Origin of the sequence: Haloarcula montana, from assembly GCF_035666295.1 — an archaeon.
Lineage (GTDB): Archaea > Halobacteriota > Halobacteria > Halobacteriales > Haloarculaceae > Haloarcula > Haloarcula montana.
Map to the genome: position 1 here is coordinate 404,590 of NZ_CP142027.1, position 15,685 is coordinate 420,274.

Annotated in this window: 15 protein-coding genes; 10 read left to right on the forward strand and 5 right to left on the reverse strand. The window is 66.8% G+C overall.

The window, feature by feature from the left end:
- Nucleotides 1-29: 29 nt before the first annotated feature.
- On the reverse strand, nucleotides 30-1,382 hold the full coding sequence (locus tag VJ109_RS02105; protein ID WP_324758650.1) for a D-aminoacyl-tRNA deacylase: 1,353 nt from the start codon (nucleotides 1,380-1,382) through the stop codon (nucleotides 30-32).
- Entirely contained in the window at nucleotides 1,382-2,767 is a 1,386-nt protein-coding gene (locus VJ109_RS02110; protein WP_324758651.1) for a calcium:cation antiporter family protein, read from the reverse strand. Before VJ109_RS02110 ends, VJ109_RS02105 begins: the two co-directional genes overlap by 1 nt.
- An 89-nt stretch (nucleotides 2,768-2,856) precedes the next feature.
- Between VJ109_RS02110 and aroE the strand changes: the two genes are divergently transcribed.
- The 6 genes from aroE (at nucleotide 2,857) to VJ109_RS02140 (ending at nucleotide 7,609) form a co-directional block, all read left to right on the forward strand.
- A complete protein-coding gene (gene aroE, locus VJ109_RS02115; protein ID WP_324758653.1) occupies nucleotides 2,857-3,678 on the forward strand; it encodes a shikimate dehydrogenase in 822 nt (273 codons plus the stop codon).
- Between the two features lie 24 nt (nucleotides 3,679-3,702).
- Nucleotides 3,703-4,128, forward strand: a complete 426-nt coding sequence (locus VJ109_RS02120; protein WP_324758654.1) for a helix-hairpin-helix domain-containing protein — start codon at nucleotides 3,703-3,705, stop codon at nucleotides 4,126-4,128.
- Between the two features lie 48 nt (nucleotides 4,129-4,176).
- Complete coding sequence (gene pabB / locus VJ109_RS02125) at nucleotides 4,177-5,649, forward strand: aminodeoxychorismate synthase, component I (protein ID WP_324758655.1); 1,473 nt, start codon at nucleotides 4,177-4,179, stop codon at nucleotides 5,647-5,649.
- Complete coding sequence (locus VJ109_RS02130) at nucleotides 5,646-6,263, forward strand: anthranilate synthase component II (protein ID WP_324758656.1); 618 nt, start codon at nucleotides 5,646-5,648, stop codon at nucleotides 6,261-6,263. Before pabB ends, VJ109_RS02130 begins: the two co-directional genes overlap by 4 nt.
- On the forward strand, nucleotides 6,248-7,120 hold the full coding sequence (locus tag VJ109_RS02135) for an aminotransferase class IV (RefSeq protein WP_324758658.1): 873 nt from the start codon (nucleotides 6,248-6,250) through the stop codon (nucleotides 7,118-7,120). The genes VJ109_RS02130 and VJ109_RS02135 overlap by 16 nt, the downstream gene beginning before the upstream one ends.
- A 72-nt stretch (nucleotides 7,121-7,192) precedes the next feature.
- Nucleotides 7,193-7,609 (forward strand): Rieske (2Fe-2S) protein, encoded by a 417-nt coding sequence (locus tag VJ109_RS02140; RefSeq protein ID WP_324758659.1) that lies wholly within the window; start codon nucleotides 7,193-7,195, stop codon nucleotides 7,607-7,609.
- Nucleotides 7,610-7,628: 19 nt separating this feature from the next.
- Here the strand turns inward: VJ109_RS02140 and VJ109_RS02145 are convergent, their stop codons facing one another.
- The gene (locus VJ109_RS02145) at nucleotides 7,629-7,919 is read right to left on the reverse strand and encodes a transcriptional regulator (RefSeq protein ID WP_324758661.1); all 291 of its coding nucleotides are present in this window, start codon (nucleotides 7,917-7,919) and stop codon (nucleotides 7,629-7,631) included.
- A 111-nt stretch (nucleotides 7,920-8,030) separates the two neighbouring features.
- On the reverse strand, nucleotides 8,031-8,660 hold the full coding sequence (locus VJ109_RS02150; RefSeq protein ID WP_324758663.1) for an FAD-binding oxidoreductase: 630 nt from the start codon (nucleotides 8,658-8,660) through the stop codon (nucleotides 8,031-8,033).
- A gap of 144 nt (nucleotides 8,661-8,804) precedes the next feature.
- On the opposite strand from VJ109_RS02150, the gene VJ109_RS02155 reads away from it, so the two are divergent.
- The 3 genes from VJ109_RS02155 (at nucleotide 8,805) to VJ109_RS02165 (ending at nucleotide 13,090) form a co-directional block, all read left to right on the forward strand.
- Nucleotides 8,805-10,580: a 2-oxoacid:acceptor oxidoreductase subunit alpha gene (locus VJ109_RS02155; RefSeq protein WP_324758665.1), complete on the forward strand. Its 1,776-nt coding sequence runs from the start codon at nucleotides 8,805-8,807 to the stop codon at nucleotides 10,578-10,580.
- Entirely contained in the window at nucleotides 10,577-11,440 is an 864-nt protein-coding gene (locus VJ109_RS02160) for a 2-oxoacid:ferredoxin oxidoreductase subunit beta (RefSeq protein WP_276220658.1), read from the forward strand. Before VJ109_RS02155 ends, VJ109_RS02160 begins: the two co-directional genes overlap by 4 nt.
- Before the next feature lie 279 nt (nucleotides 11,441-11,719).
- On the forward strand, nucleotides 11,720-13,090 hold the full coding sequence (locus tag VJ109_RS02165) for a cryptochrome/photolyase family protein (protein WP_324758668.1): 1,371 nt from the start codon (nucleotides 11,720-11,722) through the stop codon (nucleotides 13,088-13,090).
- Between the two features lie 28 nt (nucleotides 13,091-13,118).
- On the opposite strand, the gene VJ109_RS02170 is transcribed toward VJ109_RS02165, so the two are convergent.
- The gene (locus VJ109_RS02170; RefSeq protein WP_324758669.1) at nucleotides 13,119-14,285 is read right to left on the reverse strand and encodes a hypothetical protein; all 1,167 of its coding nucleotides are present in this window, start codon (nucleotides 14,283-14,285) and stop codon (nucleotides 13,119-13,121) included.
- A gap of 125 nt (nucleotides 14,286-14,410) precedes the next feature.
- Here VJ109_RS02170 and VJ109_RS02175 point away from each other — a divergent pair, with 125 nt between their 5' ends.
- Nucleotides 14,411-15,646 carry a digeranylgeranylglycerophospholipid reductase gene (locus VJ109_RS02175; protein ID WP_324758671.1) on the forward strand — a complete coding sequence of 412 codons (1,236 nt, stop codon included), beginning with the start codon at nucleotides 14,411-14,413 and terminating at the stop codon, nucleotides 15,644-15,646.
- Nucleotides 15,647-15,685: the final 39 nt, after the last annotated feature.

Genomic DNA, 15,685 nt, shown 5'->3' on the forward strand with positions numbered 1-15,685 from the left:
CGCACACGACGGACCGTTTCAGCTGGACATTACAGTTCGAACCGGCGTATACGCTCGCGTTGGAACCGCTCAGGGGAGATCTGCTCTCCGTCGACTTCCACTGGCTCCCCTGCCGCGAGCCGTCCGAACTTCGGCCCTTCGGGGATGCCCGCGGTCTCCGCAAGCGACGGATCGAACGCTGTCTCGCGGGCACGGAGTTCGCCGTCTTCGCGCGTGACGCTGTCGTATTTCCGCTCCAAGATAGCTGTCAGTTCGTCGATGATCGGCCGCCGACCGGCCTCGACGGGGACGGCGAACGGGCCGGTGACGACGGTGCCGTTCTGTTCGGTCACGAACGCGAGTGCCGACCGTTCGACGCACTGTCTGGTCGCCTCGCGGTCGATCCCGCTGGCCGCCGTCAGGAGGTCCGTCGGCAGGTCGACGACCGACCACTCGTCGGTCTCGCCCGCCCTGTCACCGAACCGGAGCCCGTCCTCGACCGTCACCAGTTCGGTTTCAAGCGCGTGGACCCGCTGGAGAGGGACTCCAGTCGTCTCGCGGACGAAGGTCTCCTCGACGACGCGGACACCGACCGATTCGAGGTCGGCCGCGATCTCCGGCCGCTCGCCCTCGAACAGTGCAAAGTCCGCCCCGCTTGCCTCGGCCGCGTCCCGGAGGACCGCCCGCCGCTGCGCGTCGTCGTCCGCCCACGCCGCGAGGTCGTCCAGCGACCAGTTGGCGGCGATGTGCCCGACCGTCCAGTCGGTCTCTCGGAGGACCCGTTCGAACCGGGGCGCGTAGTGGCCGCCGCCGATCCCCAGGAGCTGTCGGCGGGTCCCGTCCTCGCGTGGCGCGTCGGGGGCGACGCCGTCGAGGTCGAGGATCGCCCGCGCGACGGCGCGCGCTGCCTCGGGATCGCGCCACTGCTGCTCGGCGCTCCCGACCTCGACGAACATCGACGGGACGCCGACCTCGGTCGGGCCGTGGTGGGTACACTCCATCCCGACGGCGTACTCCTCGGGCGCGTGTTCGGACAGGGCCTCGACGACCCGGCGGTGTGCGTTCGGACAGGCCCGGGCGAATTCGCCGTCGGCGCCGCCGAACTCCGCGGCCCCGAAGTTGCCGGTGTGGTGGGCCGTCAGGAGTTCGTCGGTCTCGCCGGCGTGCCGGGAGGCGAACACGAGCAGGTCCGGAGCGTCGAACGCGGCAGCGACCCCGTCCAAGTCCAGGTGGAGGGCATCGAACTCCCGGAGTTCGGCCCCGTCGGTCCGGTAGACGGTTCCGCCGCCGTCGGCGTCCGATCGGCCGTCGTCGATCGATTCGGTCCAGTCGGCCTGTTCCAGTAGATGCTCGCCGACGTGTTCGGAGGCTTCGTCCGCCCGAGAGATGACGATGGCGAGCATCAGTCCGCGTTGTCGAGGTGGACCGGGTCACGGCCGACGGCCGTCCGCACGGCGTCGCCGGCTAACCCGAGGAGGTAGACGAGCGCCTGCCAGCGCAGGGCGAACAGTACGACGCCGGCGACGATGTAGACGCCGGTGTAGACCAACAGCAGTTCGTAGCTGTCGATGGGCAGGACCACGTAGTCCCGGATCAACGCGAATTCGAGCAGGACCTGCGAGATAAACAGCACGAACAGCGCAAGCGCCTCGCGGAGACTGATCGTGAAGTTGACCAACAGCGCCAGCGCGAAGAAGGACTGGCCGGCCGTGATCCAGATCTCGGCGGACTGTCGGGCGTCGAACGGGAGGGTTCCGTAGGCACCCAGCGCGATAGAGTAGATGACCGCGATCGTACCGATCAGTAGCGTCCACTGGTTGAGCTTCGAGGAGATGAGCGCGTTGAACCCAGCCGTCGACCGGGCCTTGTTGACGAGGACGGCGACGACGATGAGTTCGGGCGACTCACTGGCCAGGGGCGCGATCCACTGGATCATGAAAAAGGAGGGGATTCCCAGATCGAGCCCGATCTGTTCGAGCCCGTGAGCGAACGGTTCGACGGCGGTGAAGATCATCAGGCCCGAGTAGCCAAACAGCACCAGGACGGCCAGCGGGCGCCACGGGAGCGACCACTGCTGGAAGTACTTCGGGACGCCGACGGTGTGGTCGGACTGTTCGATGTCGGATTTCAACACCAGTCCGATGTAGGCGACGTAGAGCCCGACCAGAAACAGCGTATCGAATCCGCCGATACCGCCGCCGAGCGGGACCAGAAAGGCCCACGCGGTCGCCAGCAGCAGGAAGCTGATCTCGGTCGCGATGTCGGTGTCCAGTTCGACAGCGTCGTTCAGGAACCCCTCACGGCGCATCACCGCCGAGTCGCGGGTCTTCGCAGCGCGCCAGATCGTAAACAGCGCGATCCCGGACCAGCCCAGGCCGATCAGGATTCGGTTGGCGCCGGTCATGTTCGCGATAGCCAGGTTGGCGTCGTGACAGGCCTGGGCGAGTTCCGTCTCGCCGGCCTCGATCGCCGCCGACGAGAGCTCCCCGCAGGCGGCGGCCGTCGCCCCGCCCGCCCCGGCGTTCCAGGCGAACAGCGCGTCGACGGCGTATTCGGGCGCGACAGCCAACACGGCGAGAACTGCGATGGCAAAGGCCCTGGGCACGTCTTTCTCCGCGGTCTCGGCGCCCCAGGCTAGGAGGAACGAAGCACCGAGGATCGCCAGTCCCGAGACGGCGACCTCCGCGAGCGTACTCGGGTGGATACCGAGCAGCGAGACGGCGACCCAGCCGGCTGTCAGCGCGACCGCGAGCGCGACCAAGACCAGGGGATGACGGAGACGACTCACTACCAGTATTCAGCACAGGTCGTCGTGAAAAGGTTGCGAATCCGGGCAGAGAGCGTGACGTTCATGTCCGGCGCGTACGCGGACAGCGTATGGATGTGTACGCGCTCATCGGGAACCCCGTTGGCCACTCACTGTCCCCGCCGATGCACGAGGCGGGCTACGACGCGATCGGGCTCGACGCGAAGTACGTCACTTTCGAACCAGCGGCGGACGCCGGCGCGGCCGCCGTGGACGCCGCCGACACGCTCGGCGTCGACGGGCTCAACGTCACCGCCCCGTTCAAACAGGACGTACTGGGGGCCGTCGAACCGGCACCGCTCGCCGAGCGGATCGGTGCGGTCAACACCATCGATTTCACCGGCGAGACACCGACCGGCCACAACACGGACGCCGTCGGGGCCGTCCGCGCGCTGAAACACCACGACGTGACCCTTGACGGGACCGCGGTCGTCGTCGGCGCCGGCGGGGCCGGTCGCGCGGCCGCCTTCGGGCTGGCCGACGAAGGGATGACCGTCAGGATCGCCAACCGGACCGAAGCCCGCGCTCACGACCTCGCCGATGCGGTCCCGGGCGCCAGCGGCCACGGACTCGACGGGCTGGGTGAGTTCCTCGCCGACGCCGACGTGCTCGTCAACGCCACCAGCGTCGGGATGGACGAGGACGAGACGCCGGTGCCGTCCGGGGCACTCCACGGCGACCTCGCGGTGCTGGACGCCGTCTACTCGCCGATCGAGACTCGGCTCCTCCGGGACGCGGCCGCGGCCGGTGCGAGGACCGTCGACGGTGCCTGGATGTTACTGTATCAGGGTGTCGAGGCGTTCGAGATCTGGACGGGTCGGGACGCACCCGTCAGCGCCATGAACGAGGCGCTGCGGGCGGGCCTGGGGTCGGCCGCTCCAGCAAGAGATTAGTGTCGGGCTGTGATAGAGGACGGTATGGGTCTGCTCCAGAAACTGAAATCCGCCCTCGGACTCGACGGGACCGAGTCGGCCACGACCGCCAGTGGGTCCGGCGACGTGGACGTGACCGTCGAGCGCGAACCCGCAACCGAGTCCGAAGACGCCGTCAAAGGGACCGAGACGATGGTGTCGAACACCGACGGAGACAACGAGGCCGAGTCAGCCGAATCGGAGACGGCCACCGGGTCAGCCGACTCCGAGACCACAGCGGAGCCCGAGGGCTCCGACGACGGTGTGACAGCGATCAAAGGGATCGGCCCCGCCTACGCGGAGCGGCTCTCCAGGGTCGGCATCGAGACGGTCGGCGAGTTAGCAGTCGCCGACGCAGCCGACATCGCGGCGGAGACGGACCTCTCCGAGAGCCGCGTCTCGGGGTGGGTCGAGCGCGCACGGGAGTACTGATCGGACGAACCGCAAGCGAATTAGTCGCGCCGCTGTTTTGCATCGATGATGCGAACGGTCGAAACTGACCGCGAGACGTTCGAGCGGGTCGCAAGCGACGCGCCCGCCGACGCTCGCGTGCCGGTCGAAATCCGGACTACCGTCGATGACCCGTTCACTGCCTACCGGCGTGCCCGTGAGGGGACTGGCGGCGTCTACCTGGCGACGACCGGCGGCCAGTCCGGCTGGGGCTACTTCGCGACGGCACCCGCCGACTTCCACGAGGTCGGCCCCGACACCGGCGAGAGCCTGGACGCGCTGGCGGCCGTCCTCGACGGCGAGGCGCTGGCCCGGGGGCCGTGTGACGTCCCCTATCCCTGTGGAGCCGTCGGCTGGCTCTCCTACGACATCGCTCGTGAACTGGAGGCCATTCCCGACTCCGCAGTCCCCGACCGCGCGCTGCCCCGACTCCAACTCGCGACCTACGACCGGGTCGCCGCCTGGGAGGAGCCCCGCGGCGGCGGGTCGGTCGAACTCCGGGTGACCGCCTGTCCCCGGCTGGACGACCACCCGGACATCGGAGTAGCCTACGAGTTCGGCAAACAACACGCGCTGGAACTGGCCCGCCAGGCCGTCGAGGGCGATCCGTCGGTCGGCGACCCGCCGGTATCGGCCGACGAGGCGCGCTTCGAGAGCGACTGCACCCGCGAGGCCTTCGCCGAACGCGTGCGGACGGTCAAACAGTACATCCGGGACGGCGACACCTTCCAGGCGAACGTCTCCCAGCGCCTGACAGCGCCGGCGGCCGTCCACCCTGTCGAGGCGTTCGACGCGCTCCGGGCCGTGAACCCGGCACCGTACTCCGCACTCGTGGAGTTCCCCGGGGTCGATCTGGTGAGTGCCAGCCCCGAGCTCCTGTTGCACCGCGACGGCGAGCGACTGGTCACCGAACCCATCGCCGGGACCCGGCCCCGCGGGGAGACCCCCGACGCCGACGACGAACTGGAGCGGGACCTGCTTGCCGACGAGAAAGAGCGCGCCGAACACGCGATGCTCGTCGACTTAGAGCGCAACGACCTCGGGAAGGTGAGCCAGTTCGGCTCGGTCGAGGTGACCGACTACCGACGGGTCGACCGCTACTCGGAGGTGATGCACTTAGTCTCGGTCGTCGAGGGGCGACTGCGCGAACGGGCCTCGCTGCGGGACGCCGTCGCAGCGGTGTTCCCCGGCGGGACGATCACCGGCGCGCCCAAACCCCGGACGATGGCGATCATCGACGAGGTCGAACGGACCCGACGGGGTCCCTACACCGGCTCGATCGGCCTCTTCGGCTTCGACGGGCGGGCGACGCTAAACATCGTCATCCGCACGCTGGTCCGCTACGGCGAGCAGTACCATCTCCGCGTTGGCGCGGGAATCGTCGCCGATTCGGACCCCGACAGCGAGTACGAGGAGACCCTGGACAAGGGTCGTGCCCTCGTGACCGCGGTCGACGAGGCGCTCGGGGAACGGGCCGACCTCTCCGTGGAGGGACGACGATGACGGGCGAGACGGCGCCGACGGTCTTGGTCGTCGACAACTACGACTCCTTCGCCTACAACCTCGTCCAGTACGTCGGCGAGGTCGTCCTCCGCCTGGGCGGCACCGAAGACGACGTCATCGTGCGGCGCAACGACGCCGTCGACATCGACGACATCCGCGAGTTGGACCCGGACGGCATCGTCGTCTCGCCCGGGCCGGGGACTCCCCAGGAAGCAGGCGTCTCGATGCCGATCTTCGCCGACCTCTCGTATCCGACGCTGGGGGTCTGTCTGGGCCATCAGGCGCTGTGTGCCGCCGCGGGAGCACCCGTCGGTCACGCCGAGTCGGTCGTCCACGGCAAGTCCTCGGCGGTCACCCACGACGGCGAGGGTGTCTTCGAGGGAGTCCCCGACGGGGTCGAGGTCGGCCGCTACCACTCGCTGGCGGTCGACCGCGACGAGTTGCCGGCCGTCCTCGAAGAGACCGCCTACACCGACGACGAGGCCGGCATCGTGATGGGTGTGCGCCACCGCGAGCGGCCACACGTCGGCGTCCAGTTCCACCCGGAGAGCATCCTGACAGACCACGGCAAGACAATGATCGAGAACTTCTGTCTCACATGCAGTATCACGTAGACGGCCGGCTCGTCCCGGCCGAGGAAGCGACGGTATCGGTCCGCGACCGCGGGTTCATGTACGGCGACGCCGCCTTCGAGACGCTGCGGGTCTACGGCGGCGATCCCTTCCGGTGGGACGCCCACCGCGACCGCCTCCAGCGAACCGCGGAGACGCTTGGGTTCGGGGCGGCCGTGCCTGACGACCTCCGTGAGCGGGTCGACGAGACCCTGGCGGCCAACGACCTCCGGGAAGCGTACGTGAAAGTCTCGGTCACCCGCGGGGTCCAGCCCGGGAAGCTCACCCCCGACCCCGAGGTCGAGCCGACGGTCGTCGTCATCTGCTCGGAACTCCCGACGGGTGGCCGCGACGGCGACCCGGTCTGGGACGGCCCGGCCGACCTCCAGACGGTCCGGACCCGCCGGATTCCCAGCGAATCACTGCCCGCCGACGCCAAGACCCACAACTACCTCAACGGAATCCTCGCTCGCCTGGAACTCCAGCGTGCAGCGCCCGACGGCGACGCCGCCGACGAAGCGCTCGTCCGGGACATCGACGGAACCGTCGTCGAGGGCGCGACGAGCAACCTCTTTTTCGTGGCCGACGACGCCATCCGGACCCCCAGCACAGATCTGGACTTGCTCCCCGGGATCACCCGGGAGGTCGTCGTCGAGTTGGCCCGGGAGGAGGGGTTCCCGGTCGAGGAGGGCGCGTACACGCTCGACGACGTTCGCGAGGCCGACGAAGCGTTCCTGACCAACTCGACGTGGGAGCTCCGTCCGGTCGGGACCGTCGACGGCATCGACGTGGGAACCGGACCGATGACGAAGCTCCTCCAACGCCTCTACGACGAGCGAATCGAGCGCGAACACTACTGAGCCGGGGGGCTGGCGAGCGGGGCTCGGCGGACCGGGGCGTTGAAAACAGTGTCACCCCTACATCGGCCAACGATGGACGAGGACAGTCGTATCGCGGCAGTCAACGAGATCCCCGAAGACGGGAGTTTCCTGTTTACCGTCCGGGACGGCTTCGACACCGAGGAGGCGATCCTGGTCCGTCTCAGCGACGGTGTCGTGGCCTTCGAGAACTACTGCCCACACTGGCGGGACATCCGCCTCGACAAGGGCAGCGGTGCGCCCCGCCGCGGCGGCGAACTGGTGTGTGAGAAACACGGAGCCACCTTCGAGTGCGACACCGGCCACTGTACGTACGGTCCCTGTGAGGGCGCTGTTCTGGAGGAAATCGAGGTCACGACCGAGGACGGTGTCGTCTACCTGACTGACGACCGCTACGAGTTCGAGAAGCGGGGGTCGTCTGGCGACCACGATCTGTCATCCCGCGGTCGGATCGGGTTCTCCGGGCAGTAAGGTCGACCGGTCGGGAGCCTTACCCGATCCGGTAGGCCGGTTCGGTGATGCTCTCGCACTTGCACTCGGGACACCGACTGGGTCGGTTCGTCAGGTCGTCGAAGTCGCTGAACCCACAGTCCTCGCATTCGGGTGGCGCGACGAGCAGTTGCTCGTCCGTCGGTTCGAGGGATTTCGCGATGTGTTCGACGTGTGTGAGCGCGTCGCTGGTCCGTATCTCGAAGGCGGTCGCGATAGCGCCCGCGGCCATCGCTTCCTCGCGCAATCGATCAGCGATGCGCTGGCGCGTCGTCCGACTTGCCTCGCGCATGGACGGAGTTAGCACGAACGGGTTATAGGTTTTGTTGCGCTGGGACGGAGCGCCGTCCCGTGTGGCTGTATTCGACCGATAGAGTGCCAGCCGAACAGCAGTGTGACCGGATCAGCCGAAGTTCTCGACTTTCGCGTCGTCGGCATCGACACCGGCCGCACCGAGGGCTGCCGTCGCTGCGTCCAAGAAATCGGCGAAGCCATAGATGAACACCTGTCCGCCGTCGGCGACAGCGTCGGCGACAGCCTCGGTCAGTTCCTCGTCGTCTCCCAGCAGGTGGACGACGGCACCGGCCTCCCGCAGGGCGTCGAGACGGTCGACGTGGATCGGGTCGTCGTCCTGGTAGACGACAGCGACCTCGTTGCCGTCTGCCAGTGCTCGTTCGGCGATTCCGACAGCCGGACCGACACCGGGACCGCCGGCGACGACGACCGCTCGCGACTCGCCCTCGTAGTAGTCCGAGCCGAACGGTCCGGCCACTAGCAGTTCGTCACCGGCAGCCAGCTCGGCGAGCTGTGGGGCGACCTCGCCGTCGGGATCGATGCCGACGGTCACCTCGAAGGTCCCCTCGACATCCGGCGAGGAGATCGTATAGAAGCGCGACTCGTCGTCGCCGGGCAGCGTGACTTTGACGAACTGGCCTGGTTGCGCGTCGAACTCGGCAGGCGTCTCGATATCGATAGCGATCGCGTCAGGCCCGACCGAGTGAACCGCTGTGACGGGCAGTGAACGTTCGTCCATATCGGCGAGGAAGGACGGCCCCGACAAGGTGGTTTCGGTCGATTCTACCGGAAGTATTATCGATTGTTTCACATCCGAGTCCCCTCGCGCGTGCGGGCGCACACAGAAGCCTTTTCTTCCCCCGCAGGCTACCCGTGCGGTAGTATGCCAGAGGACCTCAACTGGGCCATCGGCGGAGAAGCCGGCGATGGGATCGACTCTACCGGGAAGATCTTCGCGCAGGCGCTCTCCCGGGCCGGTCGACACGTCTTCACCTCAAAGGACTTCGCCTCCCGGATTCGCGGGGGCTACACCGCGTACAAAGTGCGGACCTCGGTCGACCGCGTAGAGAGCGTCGTCGACCGCCTCGATATCCTCATCGCGCTGACCGAACGCACGATCCACGAGAACGAGGACGAGCTGCACGAGGACTCGGTCATCATCTACGACGGCGAACGCTCGACGATGCAGGACGTCGAGGTTCCCCACGGCGCCACTGCCCTAGAGGTCCCGCTCAAGCGGTTAGCCGAGGACGCCGGCGGTGCGATCATGCTCAACGTTGTGGCGCTGGGCGCGGCGTGTGAGGTGACGAGCTTCCCGATCGAGAACCTCGACGAGAGCCTCCAGAAACGCTTCGGCGACAAAGGTGAAGCAATCGTCGAGAACAACAAACAGGCCGCCCGGATGGGACAGGAGTACGTCCAGGAAGAGTACGACCAGAGCTTCGACTACTCGATGGAGACCACCGACGAGGACTACGTCCTGCTCAACGGCGACGAGGCCATCGGGATGGGCGCGATCGCTGCCGGCTGTCGGTTCTACTCCGGCTATCCGATCACGCCCGCGACCGACGTGATGGAGTACATGACCGGCCGGGTCGATCAGTACGGCGGCAAGGTGGTCCAGGCGGAGGACGAACTCTCCGCGATCAACATGGCACTGGGCGCGGCCCGTGCCGGCGCTCGCGCGATGACCGCGACGTCCGGACCCGGTATCGACCTGATGACGGAGACGTTCGGGCTGGTCGCGACCAGCGAAACGCCGCTGGTCATCTGTGACGTGATGCGGTCCGGCCCCTCGACGGGGATGCCCACCAAACAGGAACAGGGCGATCTGAACATGACGCTGTACGGCGGCCACGGCGAGATCCCCCGGTTCGTCGTCGCACCGACGACCGTCTCGGAGTGTTTCTGGAAGACCGTCGAGGCGTTCAACCTCGCCGAGAAGTACCAGACTCCGGTCTTCCTGGTCTCGGACCTGGCGATGGCTGTCACCGAACAGACGTTTTCCCCCGAGACGTTCGACATGGACGAGGTCGAGATCGACCGCGGGAAAGTCGTCGACGAGGACGAGATCGACGCCTGGCTCGACGAACAGGGCCGCTTCCAGGCGCACTTCCCGGCCGCCGACGGCGTCTCGCCGCGTGCGTTCCCGGGGACGACCGACGGCGCACACATGACCACCGGCCTCGAACACGACGAACTCGGGCGCCGGACCGAGGACACCGACGTGCGCATCGAGCAGGTCGACAAGCGCCAGCGGAAAGTCGAGACCGCTCGGGAACAGGAGAACTTCGACTACCGCGAGTTCGGCGACCCCGATGCCGATACGCTGGTGCTCTCGTGGGGGTCGAACGAGGGTGCGATGCGTGAAGGGCTGGAACTGCTCGACGAGGAGGGGTACGACGTCCGGTTCGTCTCGGTGCCGTACATCTTCCCGCGGCCGGACCTGACCGACGAGGTCGAGGCCGCCGAGAAGGTCATCGTCGTCGAGTGTAACGCGACCGGGCAGTTCGCCGACATCGTCGAACACGACGTGTTAGAACGCGTCGAGCGTATCAACAAGTACAACGGCGTCCGGTTCAAAGCGGACGAACTCGCAACAGAGGTCAAGCAGACGATCGATTCAGACAGCGGTACACAGGAGGTTGAAGCAGAATGAGCTCAGACGTTCGATTCACAGATTTCAAGTCCGACAAGCAACCGACGTGGTGTCCCGGCTGTGGTGACTTCGGGACGATGAACGGCATGATGAAGGCCCTGGCCGAGACGGGCAACGATCCCGACAATACGTTTGTCGTCGCCGGGATCGGTTGTTCCGGCAAGATCGGGACCTACATGCACAGCTACGCCCTCCACGGCGTCCACGGCCGCGCCCTGCCGGTGGGCATCGGCGTGAAGATGGCCAACCCCAACCTGGAAGTGATGGTCGCCGGCGGCGACGGCGACGGCTACTCCATCGGTGCCGGCCACTTCATCCACGCCGTCCGCCGGAACGTCGACATGTCCTACGTCGTCATGGACAACCGCATCTACGGGCTGACCAAGGGCCAGGCCTCCCCGACCTCGCGCGAGGACTTCGAGACGGGGACGACTCCCGACGGGCCGAAACAGCCCCCGGTCAACCCGAAGGCCCTGGCGCTGTCGGCCGGTGCGACGTTCATCGCCCAGTCCTTTTCCTCGGACGCACAGCGACACGCCGAGATCATCCAGCAGGCCATCGAACACGACGGCTTCGGGTTCGTCAACGTCTACTCGCCGTGCGTGACGTTCAACGACGTCGACACCTACGACTACTTCCGGGACGCCATCGTGGACCTCGACGAGACGGACCACGACCCGAACAACCGCGACCAGGCCAAGGACAAGATCCTCGAATCCGACAAGGAGTACATGGGCGTGCTCTACCAGAACGAGGACTCCGTCCCCTTCGAACAGCGTGAGGGTATCGACTCCTCGATGGCCGAGATCCCCGACGGTGCTCCCGAGGGCGCGATGGACCTGGTGCGGGAGTTCTACTAGACCACCGTTTTCCGGGTTCGGGTGCTCGAAGCGCACCGCTCACCGCGAGAAAGGCCAAACTCGCGGCGCAGCCGCGAGTTCGGTGTCCTGCGAGAACGCCGCGACCGCAGGACTCGAAAGACGAGCGGCGCGAAGTTCTGTGGACCGACTCGTTTCGCTCGTCGGACGCTCGGCTAGCCGCTATCGAGACGCCTGTGAGACCACGAGTCGGCTGCGTCGACCACTCACACCCAACAGCGTTGGTGGCGGTGACTTACGTCGGCGAACCCTCGACCCTGCATGAACGTCTTCTGGCACCAGCGGGACCTCAGAATCCCCGACAACCGCGGGCTCGCACTGGCCGCGAACGACGGGCCTGTCGTCCCCGTCTACGTCGTCGACACGGAGATCCTGACGAAGATCGGGAAACGCCAGCGAGCGTTCTTCTTGCAGGGCGTGCGGGCACTGAAGCGGGCCTACCGGGAGCGGGGAAGCGACCTGCTCGTGCGATCAGGCGACGCTGCGGACGTGCTCGCGACCGTCGTCAACGAGTCCGGCGCCGACCGGGTGGTCTACAACGAACACTACCGCCCGGCCCGACGGAACCGACAGCGCCGCGTCGACGAAGCGGTGTCCACCAGATCCGTGACCGACCTCCTGTTGGTCGACCCAGAGCGGCTGGCCCCCCGCTACGAGAACCACAGCCGGTTCTACGACGACTGGCAGGCCGAGCACAAACTGCCGCCGGCCGAGACACCGACTAAGGACGAACTCGCCGATTGCTCCGACGAGACGACCGTCCCCGACCTCACGGCGGACATCGAGTTGCCGACCGCGGGATATGAGGCCGCACGCGAACGGTACGACCAGTTCCTCGCGGACGGCATCGAGACGTACAACGACACCCGCGACGACATGACAGCCGCCGTCGAGCGCCCGGTCGGTGCCGTCTCGCGACTGTCGCCGTACCTCGCTGCGGGGATGATCGGGATTCGGGAGGTCTGGAAGGACGCCAGCGACCGGAAGGCCGCGATCACCGGCAGCGCACAGCGCAACGTCCAGAAGTACCGCTACGAACTCTCCTGGCGCGAGCAGAACTACCACCTGCTGTACTACAACCCCGACCTGCTGTCGGCGAACTACAAATCCTTCCCCAACGACATCGCCTGGGAGAACGACCCTGACCACCTCGACGCCTGGAAGCGCGGCGAGACGGGCTATCCGCTGGTCGACGCCGGGATGCGACAGCTAAACGAGGAGGGGTACGTCCACAACCGCCCCCGGCAGAACGTCGCCTCGTTCCTGACGAAACACCTCCTGACGGACTGGCGGGAGGGGCTCCGGTACTTCACGAAGCAACTGGTCGACCACGACCCGGCGACCAACGCCGGCAACTGGCAGTGGATCGCCTCGACTGGCACCGACTCCGTTGACGTGCGCATCTTCGATCCGGTTTCCCAGATGAGCAAGTACGACGACGACGCGGACTACGTCACCGAGTACATCCCCGAGCTACGGGGCGTCCCGGCGGCGAAGATCGTCGACTGGCCGACCCTCTCCGAGGGCGAGCGCGAGCGGCTGGCACCGGACTACCCACACCCGATCGTCGACCGAAACGCAGCCTACGACCGCGCACAGCGGGTGTTCGAGGAAGCGCTCGGGAAACGATAGATGCGGTACCCGCGGATGACCGCCCCGCTCAGAACGATCCGGGCAACACGTCGGGCTCGCCCGAGCGATAGATGTACTCGGCGGCGATCCCCGTCAGCGGCGAGTCCGCGTCCGTGGCGTACTCCCCGGCCAGGTCGAGGTACTGCTCGGTGATATCGAGGACGTGCCGGTAGCCCGCCTCCGCGTCGGGCGCGAGCAGGTACTCCGCGGTCACCGGCGTCAACTGGCCCTCCCGGCGGTCGTCGTCGTAGTCGTCGACGTCGTCGAGCCAGATCTGTGCCCCGATGATCGCCAGCACGATCGACTTCGCGAAGGCCGGCTCGATGTCCAGGCCAGCGAGTCGATAGAGGTCGAGCATCCCGTCGTAGAGGACGCCCACGCGGGCGTACTGGGTCTTGCTGTAGGGGAGCGCTTTCTCCCGGTCGGCGAACGTCGGCGGGTCCTCCTCGTAGTCGGCGAACTTGTACTCCGAGCGGATCGCCTCGATTGCGTCCTCGTCGCCGGCTTCGGCGTCGGTCATCAACTCCCGGAAGTAGTCGTCGCGGTCCTGGTGAGCCTCGCTGTAGTCGACCGCCCACTGGTAGGCCTCCTCGACCACCGGCGGCATCGCCTCCAGCAAACCGTCGAGATGGGACTGCAGGGCACCCTGGGCCGTCTCGGCGACGCGGCGTAGATCGTCCTCGTCGGCGTCGAAGTCGACCTCGAAGTCCTCGAACTCGTCGTCGTTGATCGCGTCCCGCATGTCCCCGTCGATCAGCGCCTCGATGGAGAGGCGGGTCATCTGCTCGGCGCGGACGACCATCTCCCTGGGCGAGAGGGACTGTGCCGGGCCTTGCTCTAGCGCCGCCTCGTCGACATCGGGGACGCCGTCGGCGATACTGTCGGTCACGGGGTCGCCCGGTGCCTGCTGACGGGCGCTCCGGTAGACGTACCCCAGCGTCAACTGTGCGGGCAGGATGAGCTTCGTGTCGTAGTCGAACGAGACGGGGTGACCGAACTCCTCGGCCAGTGCCTCCTCGACCCGGGCGTTCACGTCGGCGACCATGGCTTCGGTCCGGTCGTCGACCTCGGACTTCAGCGAGAGGCTGCCGTAGTCGAAGATCCCGGTGTCGGCGTAGTACCCCAGTACCGCACGGAGGGCAGTCGGGAGGCGGCGGCGATCCGCGAGCGCGCCGGCCACAGAAGTACGTATCATGATTCGTCTCCCCGCGTTGGCCAGTCGTGTGGCTGGTGGCGTCTTTACCCTTTCGAGAACGCCCGGACCCACAGTATCTCGGTGGATTCAGCAAGGTTGATTACCGCGAGGTGTAACCACCGGTTATGAGCGAGCGCTTTGACGTGGTGATCGCGGGGGCAGGGCCTGCGGGGGCACAGTGTGCCCGGGACCTGGCGCAGCGAGAGTACGACGTGTTGGTTCTGGAGACGGAATCCGAAGACGAGTTCCCACGTCAGAGCAACAAGTCCACGGCCGGAACGTTCCCCTCGGCGATGACGGCGTTCAACATCCCGGACGACGTCGTGATGAACTACACGGACGATGTCGTCCTGGAGTCACCGAACGACCACTACGTCCGCACACAGACCGGCGCCGTACTGGAGTTCGCCGACTTCAAGCGGTGGCTGGTCGCGGAAGGCCGCGAACACGGGGCGACCTACCGGTTCGATTCACGCGTCTCGGCGCCGATCATGGAAGACGGGGAGATCGCCGGTGTACGATACGCCGGCGACGAGGAGGTGTACGCCGACATCGTCGTCGACGCGACGGGACCGGCAGCGCCGCTTGCCAAGAAACTCGGAGTCTGTGATCTCCAGCGGGACCACCAGGCCATCGGCATCGAGTACGAGTTCGAGAATATCCAGGTCGATCACCCCCAACACGCCGATCTGACCGACTCGATGATGTTGCGCCTCGATCACGACCTGGCACCGGGTGGCTACTCCTGGATCTTCCACACCGGCGCGGACACCGCCAAGGTCGGCCTCTGTTACATCCAGAACGAGGCCCACCGCGAGAACGCCCGCGACGGGTGGGCTATCGACGACTATCTGGACCACTGGCTCGACACCGATCCCCGCTTCGAGGATGCCACGCGCATCGAGGGGACCCAGGCCCACCGCGGATCGGCCCACATCCAGCCGCCGTCGTCGGTGAGTACGGACAACTTCATGGCCATCGGCGACACCGTCCCGACGATCGACCCGCTGTGGGGTGAAGGGATCCACAAGGGGATGAAATCCGCCCGAGCGGCGGCGGCGACCGCCGACGCGGCGCTGACGCCGGACACGCCCGATACGTCGGCGGACTCGCTGGCCGTCTACGACCGCCTCTGGCACAGCGACGTGGCCCCCAACCAGCGAAAGCGCCTGCTGATGACCGAGTTACTGTACCTGGCACCCGACGAACGGTACGACCGGTTGATGCGTGACCTCCACAGGAACGACTCGGACACGCTCACGGAGGTCAACAACGGGAACCTCCGGGCGATGACGAAGCTGTTTCATCTCTCGGACGCGCCGCTGCTGTGGGAGTACGCTCAGCAGAAGCTCCCGATCTGAGCGCACCAGGGCGGCAGGCTTTTTTTCGGGCTGACCGAA

Excerpts from the sequence above, each read along its gene's own strand:
- VJ109_RS02105 (WP_324758650.1), bottom strand. The coding sequence starts at position 1,382 with ATGCTCGCCATCGTCATCTCTCGGGCGGACGAAGCCTCCGAACACGTC.
- aroE (WP_324758653.1), top strand. The coding sequence starts at position 2,857 with ATGGATGTGTACGCGCTCATCGGGAACCCCGTTGGCCACTCACTGTCC.
- VJ109_RS02120 (WP_324758654.1), top strand. The coding sequence starts at position 3,703 with ATGGGTCTGCTCCAGAAACTGAAATCCGCCCTCGGACTCGACGGGACC.
- pabB (WP_324758655.1), top strand. The coding sequence starts at position 4,177 with ATGCGAACGGTCGAAACTGACCGCGAGACGTTCGAGCGGGTCGCAAGC.
- VJ109_RS02130 (WP_324758656.1), top strand. The coding sequence starts at position 5,646 with ATGACGGGCGAGACGGCGCCGACGGTCTTGGTCGTCGACAACTACGAC.
- VJ109_RS02135 (WP_324758658.1), top strand. The coding sequence starts at position 6,248 with ATGCAGTATCACGTAGACGGCCGGCTCGTCCCGGCCGAGGAAGCGACG.
- VJ109_RS02140 (WP_324758659.1), top strand. The coding sequence starts at position 7,193 with ATGGACGAGGACAGTCGTATCGCGGCAGTCAACGAGATCCCCGAAGAC.
- VJ109_RS02145 (WP_324758661.1), bottom strand. The coding sequence starts at position 7,919 with ATGCGCGAGGCAAGTCGGACGACGCGCCAGCGCATCGCTGATCGATTG.
- VJ109_RS02150 (WP_324758663.1), bottom strand. The coding sequence starts at position 8,660 with ATGGACGAACGTTCACTGCCCGTCACAGCGGTTCACTCGGTCGGGCCT.
- VJ109_RS02155 (WP_324758665.1), top strand. The coding sequence starts at position 8,805 with ATGCCAGAGGACCTCAACTGGGCCATCGGCGGAGAAGCCGGCGATGGG.
- VJ109_RS02160 (WP_276220658.1), top strand. The coding sequence starts at position 10,577 with ATGAGCTCAGACGTTCGATTCACAGATTTCAAGTCCGACAAGCAACCG.
- VJ109_RS02165 (WP_324758668.1), top strand. The coding sequence starts at position 11,720 with ATGAACGTCTTCTGGCACCAGCGGGACCTCAGAATCCCCGACAACCGC.
- VJ109_RS02170 (WP_324758669.1), bottom strand. The coding sequence starts at position 14,285 with ATGATACGTACTTCTGTGGCCGGCGCGCTCGCGGATCGCCGCCGCCTC.
- VJ109_RS02175 (WP_324758671.1), top strand. The coding sequence starts at position 14,411 with ATGAGCGAGCGCTTTGACGTGGTGATCGCGGGGGCAGGGCCTGCGGGG.